3 protein-coding genes are annotated in these 1,119 nt (G+C 69.3%); all 3 read right to left on the bottom strand.

Annotated elements, in window-relative coordinates:
• Positions 1-317 (bottom strand): P1 family peptidase (locus R1101_RS28585; protein WP_037225097.1); only part of this gene is annotated, 317 nt, incomplete at its 3' end.
• Positions 314-892: an oxidative stress transcriptional regulator AosR gene (gene aosR / locus R1101_RS0124045; protein WP_016935701.1), complete on the bottom strand. Its 579-nt coding sequence runs from the start codon at positions 890-892 to the stop codon at positions 314-316. The genes aosR and R1101_RS28585, both read right to left, overlap by 4 nt.
• Positions 893-916: 24 nt before the next feature.
• A partial coding sequence (gene clpS, locus R1101_RS0124050) for an ATP-dependent Clp protease adapter ClpS (protein WP_016935702.1) occupies positions 917-1,119 on the bottom strand: 203 nt, incomplete at its 5' end.

Genomic DNA, 1,119 nt, shown 5'->3' on the forward strand with positions numbered 1-1,119 from the left:
TTCTCGAGATAGCGCATCACGCCGTCGGCGGCGGCCAGCCCGTACGCGCTGCCTCCGGTGAGGAGGACCGCGTCGACGCGCTGCACCGAGTGGCTCGGATCGAGCAGGTCGGTCTCCCGCGTGCCCGGTCCCCCGCCGCGCACGTCCACCGACGCGACGGCCGACGGGTCGGCGAGTACGACGGTGCATCCGGTGGCGGCACCCTCGCCGGGAATCTCGGGTGTGCCGACGGTGACCTCGGAGTCGAGGCGGTGCCAGTGACCGACGCTCAGCCCCGCGACGTCGAGCAGGGAGTCGGTCGGTCCCGGCACGATCACGGCTGCAGCGCCTGGACGAGGGAGTCCTGCATCCACGTGAGCCAGTGGTAGACGTCGAGATGCGGGGCGCGCGGATCGTCGTCGTCGAGGACGTCGGGGGTGTCGGCGTCGATGCCGAGGGTGGTGCCGAGTGCGAGCCGCACGTCGTTGAGTCCGTACAGCCACGCTTCGGCCTGTTCGGGGTTGAGCACCACTTTGCCACCGCTTTCGGGCACGGTGCGGAGAATGACCGCGCCGGCCGCGAGCTTGGCGTCGATGATGCTCGGCTCGTGCAGGCTCCGCATCGCACCGTTGAGGTCGGCAGCGTCGTCGCCGACGTTGGCGGCGGAGTCGGAATCCGGGCGGTGGAAGTCGGGCAGGAGGCGGCGCAGCGCCGGGATCTCGGGGGGGACGGCGTTACCGGTGCGCAGACCGGTCAGGGCGGCGAGGTCGTCCTGCGGGGCCTGCCCGGCGCGTTCCTCGAGCATGCCCAGCACGGAGGACACGAGCGAGCGCAGCACCGACGCTTCGTGGGCGTCCATCTCCGACCGGAGCTTGGGGCCGCTGAGCGAGTTCTTCCTGGTCCACTGCCGCACGTCGGTCGGGCCCTCCTGTGGGGATCATTCGTCGCGTTGCATCGTCGCCCACAGTCCGGCGGCGTGCAGACGCTGCACGTCGTGTTCCATCTTGTCACGCGAACCACTGGACACGACGGCCTTGCCCTCGTTGTGGACTTTGAGCATGAGTTCGGTGGCCTTGGCCTTGCTGTACCCGAACAGTTTCTGGAAGATGAACGTCACGTAGTGCATGAGGTTGACGGGGT

Origin of the sequence: Rhodococcus sp. R1101 (assembly GCF_000278445.1) — a bacterium.
In the GTDB taxonomy this organism is placed as follows: Bacteria; Actinomycetota; Actinomycetes; order Mycobacteriales; family Mycobacteriaceae; genus Rhodococcus; species Rhodococcus gordoniae.